This window comes from Acinetobacter sp. SwsAc6, assembly GCF_013391565.1.
GTDB lineage: Bacteria > Pseudomonadota > Gammaproteobacteria > Pseudomonadales > Moraxellaceae > Acinetobacter > Acinetobacter cumulans.
The window spans coordinates 43475-59453 of record NZ_JACAXE010000002.1; the positions used below are offsets into that span (position 1 = coordinate 43475).

The 15979-nt window shown below is 39.4% G+C and carries 13 protein-coding genes and 1 pseudogene; 8 read left to right on the forward strand and 6 right to left on the reverse strand.

The annotated features are described in order from the left end of the window. Window positions 1–108 precede the first annotated feature (108 nt). The 3 genes from trmA (at window position 109) to HYG93_RS01755 (ending at window position 2096) form a co-directional block, all read left to right on the forward strand. Entirely contained in the window at window positions 109–1194 is a 1086-nt protein-coding gene (gene trmA / locus HYG93_RS01745) for a tRNA (uridine(54)-C5)-methyltransferase TrmA (protein WP_120365991.1), read from the forward strand. Window positions 1195–1435: 241 nt separating this feature from the next. Continuing rightward, window positions 1436–1660: a hypothetical protein gene (locus HYG93_RS01750; protein ID WP_106984784.1), complete on the forward strand. Its 225-nt coding sequence runs from the start codon at window positions 1436–1438 to the stop codon at window positions 1658–1660. Between the two features lie 187 nt (window positions 1661–1847). Continuing rightward, window positions 1848–2096 (forward strand): hypothetical protein, encoded by a 249-nt coding sequence (locus HYG93_RS01755; protein ID WP_120365990.1) that lies wholly within the window; start codon window positions 1848–1850, stop codon window positions 2094–2096. A 69-nt stretch (window positions 2097–2165) separates the two neighbouring features. On the opposite strand, the gene HYG93_RS01760 is transcribed toward HYG93_RS01755, so the two are convergent. After that, complete coding sequence (locus tag HYG93_RS01760) at window positions 2166–2942, reverse strand: phosphodiester glycosidase family protein (protein ID WP_120365989.1); 777 nt, start codon at window positions 2940–2942, stop codon at window positions 2166–2168. Window positions 2943–3059: 117 nt separating this feature from the next. Here HYG93_RS01760 and HYG93_RS01765 point away from each other — a divergent pair, with 117 nt between their 5' ends. Next, window positions 3060–3596 carry a lecithin retinol acyltransferase family protein gene (locus tag HYG93_RS01765; RefSeq protein ID WP_106984787.1) on the forward strand — a complete coding sequence of 179 codons (537 nt, stop codon included), beginning with the start codon at window positions 3060–3062 and terminating at the stop codon, window positions 3594–3596. Between the two features lie 177 nt (window positions 3597–3773). Next, the gene (locus HYG93_RS01770) at window positions 3774–6482 is read left to right on the forward strand and encodes a 3'-5' exonuclease (RefSeq protein ID WP_120364213.1); all 2709 of its coding nucleotides are present in this window, start codon (window positions 3774–3776) and stop codon (window positions 6480–6482) included. 71 nt (window positions 6483–6553) lie between these two features. Here HYG93_RS01770 and HYG93_RS01775 read toward each other — a convergent pair whose 3' ends face one another. Next, a complete protein-coding gene (locus HYG93_RS01775) occupies window positions 6554–7468 on the reverse strand; it encodes a bestrophin family protein (protein WP_117006674.1) in 915 nt (304 codons plus the stop codon). A 143-nt stretch (window positions 7469–7611) separates the two neighbouring features. Beyond that, window positions 7612–9339 (reverse strand): glutamine--tRNA ligase/YqeY domain fusion protein, encoded by a 1728-nt coding sequence (locus HYG93_RS01780; protein WP_120364212.1) that lies wholly within the window; start codon window positions 9337–9339, stop codon window positions 7612–7614. A 236-nt stretch (window positions 9340–9575) separates the two neighbouring features. Here HYG93_RS01780 and HYG93_RS01785 point away from each other — a divergent pair, with 236 nt between their 5' ends. Together HYG93_RS01785 and HYG93_RS01790 are read left to right on the forward strand one after the other, a co-directional pair. Beyond that, complete coding sequence (locus tag HYG93_RS01785; protein ID WP_106984791.1) at window positions 9576–10085, forward strand: peptidylprolyl isomerase; 510 nt, start codon at window positions 9576–9578, stop codon at window positions 10083–10085. A gap of 107 nt (window positions 10086–10192) precedes the next feature. Continuing rightward, a complete protein-coding gene (locus HYG93_RS01790; RefSeq protein WP_106984792.1) occupies window positions 10193–10918 on the forward strand; it encodes a UDP-2,3-diacylglucosamine diphosphatase in 726 nt (241 codons plus the stop codon). A 162-nt stretch (window positions 10919–11080) separates the two neighbouring features. On the opposite strand, the gene HYG93_RS01795 is transcribed toward HYG93_RS01790, so the two are convergent. Together HYG93_RS01795 and HYG93_RS01800 are read right to left on the reverse strand one after the other, a co-directional pair. Next, window positions 11081–12337, reverse strand: coding sequence for an acyl-CoA dehydrogenase family protein (locus HYG93_RS01795; RefSeq protein ID WP_120365986.1), 1257 nt, complete (start codon window positions 12335–12337; stop codon window positions 11081–11083). Between the two features lie 12 nt (window positions 12338–12349). Beyond that, window positions 12350–13522: pseudogene (locus tag HYG93_RS01800) on the reverse strand (SfnB family sulfur acquisition oxidoreductase); the annotation flags it as partial. A gap of 443 nt (window positions 13523–13965) precedes the next feature. Between HYG93_RS01800 and HYG93_RS01805 the strand changes: the two are divergent. Further along, the gene (locus HYG93_RS01805) at window positions 13966–15381 is read left to right on the forward strand and encodes an LLM class flavin-dependent oxidoreductase (protein WP_120365998.1); all 1416 of its coding nucleotides are present in this window, start codon (window positions 13966–13968) and stop codon (window positions 15379–15381) included. Between the two features lie 87 nt (window positions 15382–15468). On the opposite strand, the gene HYG93_RS01810 is transcribed toward HYG93_RS01805, so the two are convergent. Beyond that, complete coding sequence (locus HYG93_RS01810) at window positions 15469–15690, reverse strand: transposase (RefSeq protein WP_106984795.1); 222 nt, start codon at window positions 15688–15690, stop codon at window positions 15469–15471. Between the last annotated feature and the right edge of the window lie 289 nt (window positions 15691–15979).

Below are 15979 nucleotides of genomic sequence, written 5' to 3' on the forward strand. Positions count from 1 at the left end.
AATCCTAAAGTAGTGAGTTTCTTGCAACATTTTTAGAATAATTTGACCCTTCAAGTTCAAACTTTGTTACCATCCCTGTTTTGAACATACATGTGATTTTTTCTGTATATGACTTCTTCTTATCAGCAACAACTTGATGCAAAAGTTGAGCGTATTTCAGCGCAATTTGCCGAATTTAATCCTCCTTCACTAGAAGTTTTTAACTCACCTGAGCAAAACTTTCGTATGCGTGCAGAATTCCGTATTTGGCATCGTAAAGAAGGCGGTATGTTCTATGCAATGTTTGAACGTACTGAAGATGACAAGAAAAATGTTGTAGAGATTAAAGAGTTCCCTATTGCAGATCAAAGCATTAATGACTTAATGCCGAAGTTACTTACTGCATTGGAAGCAGATTCAATGTTATCTGCACGTTTATTCCAAGTCGATTTCCTCGCAACGCTCAGTGGCGAAATGCTGGTATCTTTGCTTTACCATCGTAAGCTTGAGCCAGAATGGGAAGTGGCTGCCAAAGCTTTGGCTAAAGAATTGAACATTCAACTGATTGGCCGTTGCCGTGGTCAAAAGTTTGTTTTAGAAAATGAATTTGTCGTAGAAGAATTACAAGTATTCGATCGCCAATATAAATACAAACAAATTGAAAATAGCTTTACGCAGCCAAATGCCAAGGTTTGTCAAAAAATGTTGGAATGGGCATGTAATGTTGCTCAGCAGTCCGATAAAGACCTACTTGAGCTTTACTGTGGTAATGGTAACTTTACCCTGCCTTTGGCTTCGCGCTTTAACCGCGTATTAGCAACCGAATTAGCAAAATCATCTGTATATGCAGCACAGTGGAATATCGAGCAAAATGGCGTAGACAACATCCAAGTTGCACGTTTATCTGCCGAAGACTTTACACAAGCCTATAATGGCGAACGTGAATTCCGTCGCTTACAAGAAGCCAATATTGATCTTTCAACTTATGACTTCGACACAGTTTTTGTTGATCCACCGCGTGCTGGTATCGACGATGAAACATTAAAATTGATCCAGCGCTTCGAACGCATTATTTATATTTCATGTAACCCAGACACTTTACATGACAATTTAAAAACCTTGTCAAAAACCCACAAAGTCACAAAATTCGCAATGTTCGATCAATTCCCGTATACGCATCATGTAGAATCTGGTGTGTTACTCGAAAAGATTTAAACAAAACATTTCATGTCATAAAAGCATAACCCAAAGAGCTTAACATTAAGCTCTTTTTTATTACTTAAAAATAAGTAAGTTAAAATATACAAGTCCCCTATACTTTCTTTATTTCGTTCATGTTCATTAGATTAATCGGAAAATCTAGTGTTCAACTGATGCTTTTATCACTTTGGTAGACTTGAATTATTTTACAGATTGACTATATTTCGTTCTATCGAAGGTCATAAATGAAGGCTCTATGAGTTTTTGGCAAAAATTGTTCTCAACTGAACAGGAAAACGGGCATAAAAACCAAATTGCTTGCGTTGAAAATGATTGCTCATGCAAATCTAATGAACAACTTCTAGAAGCGCTTGCAAAAGCAACCGATGAAGATGTCATTCTTGGCATAAAGAAAGTTCTAGCTTCTCGTGGCTATAGTCGTAAAGAGCTCAATGAGCTACAACATCTACCATTGCACTAAATTGTAGATTGTACAAAAAGGCATTTCATCCCCATGAAATGCCTTTTTTAATGTCTATAATTTTGGCAATTCAAACCCAAGCTTTCGTCTTCTTAGCTAAATGACTGCTTTGTTTATAATTTTTTTCATCTTTTTGTTATGATGATGCACAATAATGAAAAATTATAAGAAATCAGGGATATTTGCGATGAAACTCCATCTATTGATGTTACTCGGAAGCCTCAGTTTTATACTGACAGGATGCCAACGCCTACCCGAAGAATGCCAAAATTATTGGACTAACATCGAAAAAATATCCAAGCAGATGCAAATGTCTGATCTTCAAATTAAAACACGTAAACAACAGTTTAAAGAGCAAGTCCCTGCCATGAATAAACAAGAAGCAATCGAATACTGTAGCCGACAAAGTAGTTTTCTTAATTTAATGAAAGAATAGCCACCAACCTGTAATTCTCAAAGTAAATCTTCGAACTTCGATACTTTGCTTCCATGTACATAAATTTCTTTAGTTTGAGTCTACAAACACCTTATTGCATGGCTCAAATTCGCTATAAGCCAACATTGGCCCCAATCGCCTCCATGCATCATGTCTGTTCAATGCAGGAATATAAGCACTGGATAATGACCCATCTAAATATAATGCATCATCAACGCCCAGTGCTTCCTTAAAGAAAGTTGCAAACTGATAGAAAGTCAGAGGCTGATTACTAATTACAAAATATAACTGCTGATTTTTCAATCCGACACCATTTCGAATTTTATATGAGCTGGCATCTTTTAAAAAATTAGGATTGATCTGCCCTTGATGGACCAACATTGGGCCTGACTGCGTTGCATAACGTGGATTAAAAGTATTTTTTGCATATTCCGCAGTGCTCTGTAAACGAACTTCCTGATCATTCCAAGCCAACACCCCATTCGGCTGAATCAGAAAGTTACCATAGCCCTGCGTGGCTCTGTTTAAGGCTTGAAGTTGCTGGCCATCTTCAACATATAATCCAACTGCCGAATAATCGCTGTGAAACATTCCTGCATTCATTGCAAAACTTAAGGGATGACATGCTTGACGCATTCGCTTAGCCAAATGCGTTAAAGTCGCATAAGGCTCACCATTGCTCTGATACAAATGTAAGCTGAGGGCTTTAAAATTTTTGACTTTCACAACATCTGCCTGAATAGGTTCAGACACACGCCACTGCTCTATATCAGCATCTGCTTGTAGCGCCATACTTATGCCGACCCAACTCAACACAAGGCCATACCATAGCGTCGGTTTATACATGCTGTTCACCTGTCGAATGCTCAAACAAAGTCTAGCCTAAAGAGTCGATTAATTCACAAAAAAGAAGTAGACTAAAAGCCTAACAATACACTTGTAACTTTATTGGCGAACGTAGACATGCATCAGCAGAGCAGACGGTTTCCTTTAGGGGCACATTTAATCGTCAAACATTTTGGTTATAGTCATCACGGCATTTACGCAGGTCGTGGCAGAGTAATTCATTACTCTGGATTCGCGCATCTATTTAAAAAGCATCCCATTGAAATTACTTCAATTGATGAATTTAGCCGTGGCAAACATATCGACGTTCAGCACTATAGCCAACCTAAGTTTACTGGTCGTCGAGTTGTTCGTCGTATGCGTTCACGTATGCACGAAAACCATTATCACCTCATTACCAATAACTGTGAGCATTTGTGCACATGGGCAATCACAGGCGTTGAAAGTAGCCCACAAGTGTACCGTATGATGAATCGCCTCACGACAATTGGCTATGTCAGCTCTGCAATGAGCTTTATGAATAGCATGTTCTTAACGCTTACTACAACTAGCTTTGCACTTGTGTTGTATATTAAGAAAAAATTACGCGATAAAGCCAATCATAGACTGAAACAGTATTTCGATTTTCGCAATCAGCAACAAAAGAATCGCTAAGTCACATTCGAATTATACTGCAACTATTCACCTACTATTTTTGAATAGGTATAGCCCAAATATCCGTTACATCATGACGATTAAAATGCCTTATTTTTCTTAAGTTTTATAGACTGATTCCACTTAAAATCATAAGCTTGTGCTATCGACATTGTAGTTTTAGCGTTTGGGTCTTTTATGATGCTTCAGTTTAATGCAGATCAGCTCAAAGTTATTCAACTGCGCGAAGGCTATCATGCATGTTTAGCCCCTGCAGGAAGTGGTAAAACTGAAGTCCTCACCGAGCGTATTGTGCAAGCTCTAGCGCGTAATGTAAAAGCCGATGATATTTTATGTCTGACTTTTACCAACCGTGCAGGCTTAAATATGCGAGAGAAAGTCACTGCTCGCTTGGCTAAAAATTTTCCACAATTGTTTATTGGCAATCTACATGCCTTTTGCTTCAAATTATTAATGAAGCACTATGACAGCCAGCATCGTGACTTAATCAATGAAGAACTGCAAAAACGCCTCATACGCCAAGCCTTAGAACAATTAAATGCATTACTCATTCAGCCACATCATGAGGTTTTGGTTCAGTTACAACATTGTTTAACCCGCTATGAGCTTAAAGCAAATGCACTCGATGGCTTTGATCCTCAAGCACTCAACTACTGCCATTACAGTATTTTTAAAAATGAAGATCCATACGCTCTATGGAATATGGAAGCGATTCGCAATTTATGTTTGCCCTTAATCTCTGAAGCACGGCATTTTTTAAAACCTGAACAGAAAAGTTATATTCGAAGCCGCTTACGTACCCTTGATCAGAACATTCCTGATCACTGCGTTAAATATGCATTTGTCTTGGCGGTATATTTTAATGAGGCTTATCAAGCACTCAAAAAACACTATCATTTTTATGATTATGATGACCTTATAATAGATGCGCTCGTGCTACAAAATCAGCCTAAGGCCAAACGCTATGGATGGATTCAAATTGATGAAGTACAAGACCTCTCGCCTTTGCATTGGCTTTTGGTCGACCATCTCACTGCCAAAGATGCCCATATTTTAATTTTAGGTGATGTCAATCAATCGATTTATCGTTTTCAAGGTGCATCTGTAGAATTAACCCAAGAGCGCTTAGGGCAAAATGTACATGTATTGGAAGAAAACTACCGTAGTCCAGACAATCTCGTTCAACTGTCTAATCAGTACATGGCATCTAGCCTAGATTCAACCTATAAAATCACAGCACGCGCCCACAAAAAAGCACATCCACGTGCCTTACTGCACTTGCACCGTGAATTTGATACTGAACATACAGCCGACCTCATTCGTCATATTCACATGCTCAACCAAAAAGATGAATCTACCGCCGTTTTGCTGTCGACCAATCGTCAAGCCGATGCCTTTTCAGATCAACTCAATCAGCAAGAGTTAAGGCATTTTTTTGTTGCACAAAATGATTTGTTAAGCCGTGAGTTTTATTTAGACTTTATGGCCTTTGTGAGTGCATTAAAAGACCCTGAAAATCGTTTGGCCTGGGCGCGTCTGTTGTGGCGCTTTGGCAATATTCAGCACTATAAACCTACACATTTAAAAGAGACTGAAGCACAATTTGCTACTATTCAGTTGGTTCATGAACTACGCGAGCATGGTTGTTGGCTCAATAATTTCATTAACATTAGCGACTGCTATCAGCATCAACAGCAGTGTTTAATCCAACATATACAAAACAACAGCTTTGCCTATTTTGATACAGAAACCACCGGGCTTGATCTCGCCCTAAATGATATTGTTCAAATTGCAGCTGTTACGCAAGATCAAGAGCTTAATTTATATTGCCTATCGGATCAGGACTTAAGCGAAAGTTATAAAATTCATGGGATTGATGCGTCTGTACTGGCAAAACATGGTTTAGATGCCAAACAACAGCTACATACATTTATGCAATTTAGTCATGACAAAGCACTGATTGCTCATAATTTAAAGTTTGATCAGGCCATGCTGACTGAGAATTTAAAGCGTTATGCACCCGAATTATCAGACATATTTTTTAGCCAACATAAATTTTGTACGCTAGAACTGACGCGCCAGCTGTTTCCAAATTTAGACAGCTATAAACTTGGGCATTTATTGGCACATTTTAAATTAGACGGCGAAAACAGCCACAATGCCTTAGATGATGTAAAAGCAGGTCGCGCACTATTAAACCCCTTACTGGCTAAAATTCAACAGAATGAAACAGCGCTAAGTGCTTATATCGCACAAGCTGAAAAATGCTTAAACGCATTTAACCAAAACTTTAGCCCGCTCTGGAATTTGGCACAATATAGTATACGGCGTAATGGTGATTTTAAAATTCAGCAACTATTTAAGCTTTATACACACTATATGCAAGCATTTAATCCTCAGCTTTATGAAGCGCATATAGATACAAGTATTGAACAACTTCGAGTCAAACTGCTCAACCATGCAAATTATCATTTTGAGCATATTCATAACCCGTATCAATATTTTGATGAAGCGATTCCCTTCTATCAAACCGCAAAAGAGTCTGATCTCATCACTCCAAATGATCAACTAATTGTCAGTACGATTCATCGCTCCAAAGGGCTTGAGTTTGATCATGTCATTTTGCCAGACTTAACCCATCAAAATTTCCCTGGCTATATGGTCGTCAAAAAACAAAATAGTGAATCACAGCTCCATCAAAATGAAGGTCATCAGCTGTATAAAGAACAAAAGCGCTTGTTATATGTCGCCATTACCCGCGCCAAACAGAGCCTGACCATTGGTAGCTATAATCTTAAAAGCATTGAACAAAGCTGGTATAAGCCGCGACACTATAAAATCACTAGTTTCATGCATAAACATCAAGCTAACTTTGAGTCGATTTAATCCATATATCTAAATTTGAACGCATTCAATTGAGCGATACCAAAATCGCTCAATTTCGCTCACCATAAACCCTAAAGTAGATTTCCTTTGGCTGTCGCACTCACTGGTGGTGGTAGCTCCAAATCCAAGGAACTCAGCATTTCACGCTCTACCCCACGCACTATGGCATCCAAAGCCAAGTCATTTTCTTGCACACCAAAGGGTTCTTCTAGCTCTGCGCTTAATGCATCTAGACCTAAAAACAAATAGGCGATCAGCGCCACGATAATGGGTGTCCATACGCCAAGACTGGTGGCTAAACTAAAAGGCAAAATAAAGCAAAATGAATATACCGCGCGATGCAACAACACCGAATATGAAAATGGTAAAGGTGTTGATGAAATCCGATCGCAACCAGCGTGAATATCCCCCAAAGCCACCACATGCTGACTGATGGTTTGGTAAATAATATCGCTGATAGTGCCTTGCTGATATAAATTGGCTAAGTCCTGCTGCACCAATTCAAGTAAATATTGGGGTGCATTAAAATGGTTTTGAAGTTTGTGCCATTGCTGATCATTCAATCCTAAGGCCACTTGCGTTTGGCTAAAGTACATATCTTGCTTACGCAAACGATCACGTAATAAAGCACTAAACTGCATGACTCTCAGCATCATCAATTGGCGTGAAGTCTCAGGCAACACATGGCTATCGCGACAGATATGACGCGTTTGAGCAATCAATGCTCCCCATAATTTACGGCCTTCCCACCAACGGTCATAGCAAGCTGTATTTCGAAAACTCAGAAAAATCGAAAGAATCACACCAAAAATTGTAAATCCAATGGCAGGTACTTCAGGCATATTCACATAATGGCGTGCATTTAAATACACCAAACTAGCCGATATTAGGACCACAATAGCCAGTGCAGGCACAACTTTGGGTAAAATTGTGCCATGCCATGCAAATAAAAGTTTAAAACTATTGGCTTTATCTCGAACAATCATCTGCTCACCTTAGATTAAGATCCCACAAAAAAGCCCAACCGAGGTTGAGCTTTTGAATCAAGATCGGAGGCGAACCTCAAGCAAGTTAGACGCTAGTTTTCACTCAACATACTTTCGGCTACCTTTTCATTTGATGGTGTAAATTATTTACCTGGCTTAAAGCTGTCTTTTAAGTCCAAAATGCGGTTAAACACAAGTTTTTCATTGCTGTAATCGTGTTGATCTGCAACAAAATAACCTTCACGTTCAAATTGGAAACGATCTTCAGCTTGTACTTGTGCCAATGAAGGTTCAACTACAGCTTCCACAATCGTTAAAGAATTTGGATTTAAGTTTTCTAAGAAATCTTCACTGATTTCAGGATCTGCTTCTGTAAATAGACGATCGTAAATACGAACTTCTGCTTTTACACCTTTGGTTGCAGAAACCCAATGTACAACGCCTTTCACTTTACGCCCTTCAGGGTTTTTACCTAAAGTTTCAGGATCAATTGAACATTTCAGCTCAACCACCTCACCATTTTCATCTTTAATGACTTCGTCGCACTTAATCACGTACGCATGACGTAAACGAACTTCACCACCCGGAATTAAACGTTTAAAGCCTTTTGGTGCAACTTCTTCAAAGTCCTTACGGTCAATGTAAAGCTCAGACGTTAACGGAATTACGCGCTCGCCCATATCTACGTTTGGATGACGTGCATGTACCAAGTCCATGTCTTGTGGCAAGTTGGTTAACGTCACTTTAAGTGGATTTAACACCGCCATTGCACGGCTTGCTGTATTTTCTAAAGATTGGCGAATACAGAATTCAAGCATTGCAACATCGACAATACTGCCATCAACTTTAGTTACACCAACACGCTTACAGAACTCACGTAAGCCTTCTGCTGTAAAACCACGACGACGCATACCCACAACTGTTGGTAAACGTGGATCATCCCAACCATTTACAAAACCGCCATCCACTAAACGACGTAATTTACGCTTAGAAGTAATGGTGTAGTCGACATTTAAACGGCTAGATTCGTACTGACGTGGTACTGCAGGTGATTTAACTTTTTCTACAACCCAGTCATAGAATGGACGGTGATCTACAAACTCTAATGTACACAATGAATGCGTAATGCCTTCAATCGCATCGGATAAAGGATGCGCATAATCGTACATTGGGTACATTTTCCATTTATCACCTGTTTGGTGATGCTCAGAATGTAGTACACGGTACAAAATTGGATCACGCATGTGAACGTTTGGAGATGCCATATCAATTTTGGCACGCAGTACAGCTTTACCTTCGCCAAGTTCGCCATTACGCATTTGCTCAAAACGTGCAAGGTTTTCTTCAACCGACGCATCACGTTGTGGTGAGTTTTTGCCTAGATCGACAAAATTACCGCGGTTTAAACGAATTTCTTCAGGGCTTTGCAAATCTACGTATGCATCGCCTTGTTCAATCAGTTGCACAGCCCATGTATACAGCTGGTCAAAATAGCTTGATGCATAGCGTGGTTCGCCATTCCAATCAAAACCTAACCATTTTACGTCGTTGGCAATACCATCTACGTATTCTTGCTCTTCTGCATCAGGATTAGTGTCATCAAAGCGAAGGTTACATAAACCTTCAAACTCTTGTGCAATACCAAAGTTTAAGCAAATTGCTTTTACATGGCCAATATGTAGATAACCATTTGGTTCTGGTGGGAAGCGCGTAACAACTTGTTTTGAACGGCCAGTAGCCAAATCGTCCGTAATAATTTGACGAACAAAATCTAAGCCAGGCTGTTGTTCTTGCTGCGCAGCATCGACAGACGCATTATTACTTGGTGTCGGGTTATTTGGCAGTGTTGAAACAACATCATTCGGCTTCATAGTTAAAAAATCACTTTTGATGAAAAAAATATAGGGATAAATTGGGTTTGTTAAACCTTCATCATTCTAGCTGATCTGCCAGATGATTTATGAATGTTTTACAGCCCCTTAAACGATATTTGATCTATTTTACAAAGAAAATAACGTTTTTACTTGCCTTGTAGTTTACAGTTTGCTTATGCTTCTCACAACCAAAAAACCCATGGCTTTGTTGTCCATGATTAGGAGATTACACAATGAGTTTTCCTCAAGTCGAATTAAACACCAATAAAGGTCGTATTGTTCTTGAGCTTAACAGTGAAAAAGCACCAAAAACTGTAGCTAACTTCTTAGAATACGTTCGTGACGGTTTCTATGACGGCGTGATTTTCCACCGCGTAATCGACGGATTCATGATCCAAGGTGGCGGTATGGATGAAAACTTTAAAGAAAAAGCAACACGCGATGCAATTGAAAACGAAGCTGACAACGGCTTAACCAATGACCTTGGTACAATTGCAATGGCACGTACACAAGCACCTCACTCTGCTTCTGCACAATTCTTTATTAACGTTGGCAACAACTCTTTCCTTAACCACTCTGGCAAAAATGCTCAAGGTTGGGGTTATGCAGTATTTGGTAAAGTAACTGAAGGTCTAGACGTAGTTAACGCAATTAAAGGCGTTCGTACAGGTAACCGTGGTTACCACGCTGACGTTCCGCTTGAAAACGTAGTGATCGAATCTGCAAAAATCATTGCTGAATAAATAACATCCTCTCCATTCTTTATTAGTTTTAAAGCATCGCTTTAAAATGGAGTAATGAAAAGGTTTCTCTATTTAGAGAAACCTTGAGGATGATAAGGAAAAGATTTGTGACCTATCTGTTTATCGCTGATTTACATTTGTCACCTGATCACCCTCGACTCGTTCGGGGGTTTTTGGATTTATTAGAACACTATAAAACCCAGCAAACCCAGCTGTATATTTTAGGCGACTGGTTTAATGCGTGGATTGGCGATGACTACAGTGCCCCATGGCTAGATGAAATTGTACAAGCCTTGCAAAGTTTTCATGCATCAGGCAATCAGGTTTATTTTGTTGTAGGTAATCGTGACTTCGCCTTAGGGCAAAAGTTTCTGAACCAATTCCATGGTACTTTGCTCAAAGAAATCTCTACGCTACAAATTGGCAATACACGGTATCGCATTGAACATGGTGATCTCCTTTGCACCGATGACCTATCCTACCAACGCTTTCGTAAAGTAATTCGTAACCCACTCATTTTAGGCTTACTCAAAAAAACACCTTTAAGCTTCCGACAAAAATTAGCACATGGCTTTCGCAAAAAAAGCCAACAAGCCAATCAAATTAAAAGCTATGAAGTGATGGATGTGAATCAACAGGCCGTTGAAAATGCTTTGGCTCATGTCGATGTATTAATTCATGGTCATACACACCGCCCAGCCATTCACCAAGTTGCACATAAACAACGTATTGTATTAGGCGACTGGCGTGCACATGAGGCGCAAATTTTAGAAATATCCCCTCAAAATCATACAAGCCCACCATCCTTAAAACTCAGCACATGGTCGTATTAAATTTACACCAGTTTCGACATTCCTCATCACATAGCAAATTTCGTATCTAAATGCTTTAAATTCAACAGTGCGTTTACTACTATTCAAAAATTGAGTCATAAGTTCTCAAAGCAATAAAAACTGCCGAATGACAGTTTTTATTGCTTATTCAAATGTGTACGATTAAGCTGCAATTTCAGCTTGCTTCGCTACAGGGCTATTACCAATTTGCCAAACATAAGGTAAGGCCGTTTGATTAATTACCCAATCTCCAATCACCTTTTGCTTATAAATAAGTGGGTTATGTGAAGATACCACACGTGCATTACGCCAGAAACGATCCAGTTGCTTAGCCGTACTACTGGCCGATGCACCCAAGCTGTTAAATAATTCTGTACTTAAATTAAGCACCAATTCAGAGATAACAACCTGACCTTGGGATGACTCCAATTCAGCACGGTCATTGGCCTGTTGCTCGAAGGTGGCATCCGACTGAAAATGACTCAGATAAGCAGCATCCAAAGCTTTTGCTGTAGCTAATGTAATAGCTTCACTGGCATAGGCTTGAGCTGAAGCTTTACCAATGACTTGTAAAATTTGCGCATCATCACGGACTAAATCTGCATTGCCATGACTAAAGATTCGTGTACGCTGACGAACTTCTTCGCTAAAAGTCGCCACTGCGCTGTGTGCAATACCTGCCAAAGTTGCGAGATGCACCACTTGATAGAATGCAGTTTGGTACTTAAAACGCTGCTCAAATGGCAAAATGTGATCGCGCTCAATGGCCACATCTTGAATGGTTAAAGTACCACTCCCCGTGGTTTTCTGGCCAAAACCATCCCAATCATCGCTAATTTTTACCCCTGCATCCTTTGTAGCAACTGCTGCAATCACATGCTGATTTTGGGTTTCATCCAAAGCAAAAAGATCAATCCAATCCGCAAAAATAGTGCCGGTTGAATAATACTTTTGCCCATTCACACTTAATTGTCCATCTTGATTGGCCGTCACTCGTGTAGCAACATCACCAATTTCAACTTGGCCAATTTCCGTCCAAGCATTGCCCACCAAATCACCCTGCACAAAACGCTTAAACCATATCGTTTGATCTTGATCTTTATGTGCATTTAATCGGTCTTCGACAAAAGCAAAATGCCCACGCAGTGCTTGCACCACATTTGAATCTGCTTTCGCTAATTCAATCAATAGGCGAAACAGTTGCTGTTGAGATAGTCCGTCACCACCAAATGCCGTTGGTACACGTACTGCGCCAAAGCCTACTTGCTTTAGAGCTTGAATAGCGTCAAATGGTAGCTTACGCTGCGTTTCACGCTCTAATGCACCTAAAGCAATCTGCTGAAAAATAGGACGAAATTTTGTCGCAACCTGCTCGTAATCAGCACCGAGTGATAAATTTTGATTATTTTGAATGCTCATATTTAATTCCTCTTAGCTCCAAGCATGACGGGGTAAGGCAACATCATTAAGATAATAATTTCCAACAAGATTTAATTTCCAACGTACAGGGTCATGTAGCGTATGGGTACGGGCATTGCGCCAATGACGATCTAAATTCAGCTCAGATAAAGTTGAACGTGTACCTGACAACTCAAACAGCTTATTGGCTGCCAAAAGTGCAATTTCAGTGGTCAGCACTTTAGATTCAGCCGTGAGTAAAGTCGCTTGAGACACCGTTTCTTCTGTAGGTTCTTGCAAAGCTTTATCAATTGCCACTGCAGCTAAATCTAATACAGCCTCTGCTGCACGTAATTTAATTTTTATTTCACCAATATTGGCAATGGTATATGGGTCTTGTACAGCCTGTTCTAAACCCGAATCAATCCAAGGACGAGCATGCTGACGCACGTAGTCAATGGTTTCTTGAATCGCACCGCGTGCAATACCTGCATCTACCGCAGATTGAATAAATTGTGAAATTGCACCAGCAACTGTAGGACGCTCAAATGCCTGATGGATTGGTACAACATACTTTAAATCGACTTTCACATTGTCTAAAAGCACTGAACCACTGACAGTTGTACGTTGCCCAAAGCCACTCCAGTCATTAATAATAGTTAAGCCTGGTGTGTGTTGTGGCACTAAGGCTGCATAAGGTTTTCCATCATTAACTGCAACCACGGGAACCCAATGCGCAAGTAAGGCCCCTGTCGCAAAGAATTTTTGCCCATTAATGAGGGCATGATCTGCTTCAAAATCGATACGCGTAGTGAGCTCAGCCACGCTTTTTGAACCTTTTTCCGAAAATGCATTGCCAAAGCGTTTGCCTTGTAATACTTGCTCAAAGAAAAAAGCTTGTTGCTCAGGTTGAGCATCTAAGCGAATATGCTCTACAAAAGCCCAGTGGTTTTGGGCAATTTGCCCCAAAGAAGAGTCTACACTCGAAATAATTTTGACGACTTCTGCCAGCGTCTTATAACTTACGCCTGCACCGCCAAACTCACGTGGTACGTTAATCCCCCATAGCCCAGAGGCAGAATAGCGTTGTACCTCTTGTAAAGGTAAGCGCCTTTCATGGTCACGCTTTGAAGCCTCTTTGGCAAATTCATGTGCCAAAGTTTCAGCAATTGCTATTGCTTCTTCATCGCTACGAACCACATGGGCTAAATCGTCAGAATGATAAAAATCACGAGGAATATTTTGTGCATCTTTTAATTTAATTTCAATTTTTGATGTCATTTTTTCAATGCTCAAATGGTTATTTATAATTAAGCTAGCACTTTTTATTTTGATTTTTTATATATTAATCTTCAAACCAAATCACTTTATTTAAAATACAAAATACCGATATATTTTATTTCATAATAATGTCATTCTTCCTTACAATTTAATAATAAAACATAAATCTCAAATAACCTAAAAACAACAATCTATAAATTAAACATATATTTCAATATCTTAAATAAATATTAAGTTAATTTTAAAGACTAATTTATAAATCACAATTATTGCTATATCAATTATATGATAAACATTCATTTTTTTATTCATAACGTATCCGTATATTTTTCTTAATATAAAAGCAAGCTCCACATATAGATTACATGATGACAAAACAAATTCGCTTTAATGCCTTTGAAATGAATTGCATTGCCCACCAATCGCCTGGTTTATGGCGACATCCACTTGACCGCTCTACCGAATATAAAGACCTAGAATACTGGACTGACTTAGCCAAAATTTTAGAACGTGGCATCTTTGATGGTGTTTTTATTGCCGATGTCTTAGGGATTTACGATGTTTATCATGGTTCAGCTGAACACGCTTTAACAGGTGCAGTACAAGTCCCTGTCAATGATCCCTTGCAAATTGTTCCTGCTATGGCAGCCGTGACGAAGCATTTAGGATTTGGGGTAACGACCTCTATTTCATTCGAACATCCATATCCATTTGCACGGCGTATGAGTACCTTAGACCATCTTACCAAAGGCCGTGCTGGCTGGAATATCGTCACATCTTATTTAGAAAGTGGCTCAAAAAATTTAGGCCTAAAAACTCAAGTCAGCCATGACAACCGCTATGATATTGCAGATGAATATTTAGAGGTTTTATATAAGCTTTGGGAAGGTTCTTGGGAGGATGATGCTGTCTTACGTGATAAGCAAAAAGGCATCTTTGCAGATCATACAAAAGTTCATCCTATTCAACATGAAGGGCAATATTTTAGCGTACCAGGCATTCATATTTGTGAACCGTCACCGCAGCGTACTCCCGTTTTATATCAAGCTGGCGCATCGGCACGTGGGCAAAAATTTGCCAGTCAAAATGCTGAATGTGTGTTTATTTCTGCACCAACACAAGTCGCTGTTAAAAAATTAGCTTCAGGTATTCGCCATAATTTAGCCCAAGAAGGCAAAGATCCAAACTCTGTACTGATCTACACCATGTTGTCAATTGTGGTAGATGAAACTGATGAAAAAGCTCAAGCTAAATTTCGTGAATATCAACAATATGGCAGTTACGATGGTGGCTTGACGCTTGCATCGGGTTGGTCAGGTGTCGATTTTGCTCAATTTAAAGCCACAGACCAAGTCGAATATATTCAGACCAATGCCATTCAATCAATGTTGCAGTCTTATGTTGAAGCAGATCCAAATAAAGTGTGGACCATTGAAGAAATTGCACACTGGACCAGTGTCGGTGGTAATGGGCCTGTCATTGTTGGCTCACCAACAACGATTGCAGATCGACTGCAAGAGTGGATTGATGTGACAGGAATTGATGGCTTTAACCTCGCATATATTTTGGCTCATCAGAGCTTTGAAGATGTTGTGACTTATGTTGTCCCCGAATTGCAACGTAGAGGCGTTTATCCTACAGCATATCGTGAAGGCACCTTACGCGAGAAGCTGTTTGCACAAGGGCCAAGACTTCCAGATGAGCATCGTGCAGCGCAATATCGCCACCGTAATTCAGCACCCAAAACAACACCAAGCCTTGAAGCGGATACTGTCAGCGTATAGCACGACATAAATTCAAGCATAAAAAAACGGTAACTATTCAAGTTACCGTTTTTTGTTGAACTGTATAAACAGTCTTTTGATATCAGATTAATGACTTAAGCGATACAATTGATTTGGGCCCGTATAGAAGCTTTTACCATCCAAATTTAAAGCAAAAGTTTCACCTGTTTCCAATTCAATCATTTGACCTACATCCACCCAAACAAAACCATTTGGTGTATTTTGTTGGCGTTGCATAGGTACCAATTTCACATTAATTTGACCGCCATTTGACTGGCTGGCAATATGCCATTCATTTAATTTTTTCATTACAATTACTCAAAGTTGAGCATTTGTGACAATCACGCAAAGAGATAAATTAACGCAGATAGAGGAATTATTCTGTATTACTAACTACTAGATGCAATCTAAGCAACTCACTTAGATTTTATATAAATCACAAACCGCTATATAAATAGAAAAGCAGGAACAATACCCGCCTATTAGTTATTCTTTTATACATTTTTTAACTTAACAAAGCAAATTTAACTTGTAACATTTTTTAAACAATCAGTATAAAAGTGCTTATTTTTTTCTTATTCTTCACTGTTTTATTCAA

Bases quoted from the DNA above. Each gene is read 5' to 3' on its own strand.
- trmA (WP_120365991.1), top strand. From the start codon at position 109: ATGACTTCTTCTTATCAGCAACAACTTGATGCAAAAGTTGAGCGTATT.
- HYG93_RS01750 (WP_106984784.1), top strand. From the start codon at position 1,436: ATGAGTTTTTGGCAAAAATTGTTCTCAACTGAACAGGAAAACGGGCAT.
- HYG93_RS01755 (WP_120365990.1), top strand. From the start codon at position 1,848: ATGAAACTCCATCTATTGATGTTACTCGGAAGCCTCAGTTTTATACTG.
- HYG93_RS01760 (WP_120365989.1), bottom strand. From the start codon at position 2,942: ATGTATAAACCGACGCTATGGTATGGCCTTGTGTTGAGTTGGGTCGGC.
- HYG93_RS01765 (WP_106984787.1), top strand. From the start codon at position 3,060: ATGCATCAGCAGAGCAGACGGTTTCCTTTAGGGGCACATTTAATCGTC.
- HYG93_RS01770 (WP_120364213.1), top strand. From the start codon at position 3,774: ATGATGCTTCAGTTTAATGCAGATCAGCTCAAAGTTATTCAACTGCGC.
- HYG93_RS01775 (WP_117006674.1), bottom strand. From the start codon at position 7,468: ATGATTGTTCGAGATAAAGCCAATAGTTTTAAACTTTTATTTGCATGG.
- HYG93_RS01780 (WP_120364212.1), bottom strand. From the start codon at position 9,339: ATGAAGCCGAATGATGTTGTTTCAACACTGCCAAATAACCCGACACCA.
- HYG93_RS01785 (WP_106984791.1), top strand. From the start codon at position 9,576: ATGAGTTTTCCTCAAGTCGAATTAAACACCAATAAAGGTCGTATTGTT.
- HYG93_RS01795 (WP_120365986.1), bottom strand. From the start codon at position 12,337: ATGAGCATTCAAAATAATCAAAATTTATCACTCGGTGCTGATTACGAG.
- HYG93_RS01805 (WP_120365998.1), top strand. From the start codon at position 13,966: ATGACAAAACAAATTCGCTTTAATGCCTTTGAAATGAATTGCATTGCC.
- HYG93_RS01810 (WP_106984795.1), bottom strand. From the start codon at position 15,690: ATGAAAAAATTAAATGAATGGCATATTGCCAGCCAGTCAAATGGCGGT.